Source organism: Prosthecobacter sp., assembly GCF_044222345.1.
Taxonomy (GTDB): Bacteria; Verrucomicrobiota; Verrucomicrobiia; order Verrucomicrobiales; family Verrucomicrobiaceae; genus Prosthecobacter.
Genome location: NZ_JBGANL010000141.1, coordinates 2,271 through 3,818 on the forward strand (window position 1 = coordinate 2,271; position 1,548 = coordinate 3,818).

General features: G+C 61.6%; 2 protein-coding genes. Both read right to left on the minus strand.

The features are described 5' to 3' along the window. Positions 1-751 (minus strand): major capsid protein (locus ACILSL_RS27270; protein WP_395735229.1); only part of this gene is annotated, 751 nt, incomplete at its 3' end. Positions 752-788: 37 nt separating this feature from the next. Beyond that, positions 789-1,548, minus strand: a 760-nt coding sequence (locus tag ACILSL_RS27275; RefSeq protein ID WP_395735230.1) for a hypothetical protein, incomplete at its 5' end; no start/stop codon positions are given.

A 1,548-nucleotide genomic window follows, 5' to 3' on the forward strand; every position in this document is an offset into this window, starting at 1 on the left:
TGGGGTTGTCCTGGTTGTAGAAGAGAACCACCTGGCCTCCGATCAGGTTCACTTTGTTGGCGGCAGCGCCGAATTTCTTCGTGTCGCGTGAAAGCAGACCGACGCGGATGTCGATGCCGGGATTCAGCACCATGCGTGCTGCGTCCTGCGTTGTGACGCCGATCAGAGTCGCACCAGGCTGGCGCGCTTTGACCTTCGGATGATTGCGAAACACACGCCAGGCGCCGAGCCCAAAGACAGCGCGGTTTGGCATGAGGCCCGTGGCCGTGGCGATCTTTTCGATCAGCGCGTCGATTTCATCGACGGGATCGACATCATCGCTCGACCAGTTGCCCTTGCCAGCTGCTGGCGAGACGCCATTGAGCACGGCATCAAAGACGGTTTTTTCATCGCTCAGCACCGTGGTCGAAACCAGCGTCTTCACCTTGGCTTCTTCGAGCTGCGTCTGCCCTTCCGGGCCTGCCTTGTTTCGCTCCGCATCATCAATGCCGATGGCTAGGCCGCGTGGCTGGCAGTTGAAGTGCGGATCGCTGGCCGCGAATTCGATCAGCCTGTTCTCGCCGCCGATGGCACGCAGGGTGTCATAGACTTGGAAGGCGTTCTTATCATCGAACTTCTTGTATTGCCCGCTGCTGGTGCCGGTGGCGACGAGCGGGGAGAAAAAGCGCGCAAGAGCGCTGGTCAGGTCCTGGGCGATGCCGAAGGCGTAGTTGCTCAGGTGGTTGTTACGTGTGGCTGCTGAAGATCCCATAATGGTGATTAATTGAGGTTAGAATGAAGCGTGGGGTTTAGTTGCCGGTGATGGCAGCGTTGGCGGTGACAGCGAGGCCGGAGACCACGGCATGCGCGTGGATGGTGCCGTCTGTCACGGTGTCGAGATCCGCGCCCCATGAGCCGTCGCTATGGGTGAGGATGCGGGCGAAGGCGTCGTCGGTGTCCTCTTTGAGGAGTAGCGAATTTGTCTTCGCAGTCAGGGTGCCGAGATCCGCTGGCGCAGCCCATGCACCGCTGGTGGCAAGCCACAGGGTGATGATGAAACGGCCCGCGAGCGAATTGCCCTGGGCGTCCTGCACTTGGCCGGTGACATGCGCCACTCCATCAGGCGTGCCAGTGTTCGCGACCGCGACCGTGGTGGAGGCAATCTTGTCCGCCACCGCATCAGCGAGCTTGGCCGCTGTCACACTGCTGTCGTTGATCTTGGCCGTCGTGACCGCATTGCTGGCGAGCTTGTTCGCCGTGACGCTGCCATCGTCGATGGTTTCCGGCCCGACGGTGACGGGGCGGATCAGCACGGCTTCCACAAGCTCCCCTGCGGTGCCTGTCTCCATGGCCTCGGCCACCTGGATATTGCCAGCGGTGCCGTCGTCAGCTTTGCAAGAGCCATCGGCGGTGATCACCAGACGCGTGCCGAGATTGACGGTGCCGGGTGAAGCCGAGAGCTTGACGCTGAACTTGCCAGCATGGCCACCGGCGCATGGCACCACAGTGGAGACGGAGCCTTCGAGGCCCCCGTCAACGATGAGGCCAAAAGGAACGATGATGGCGGAG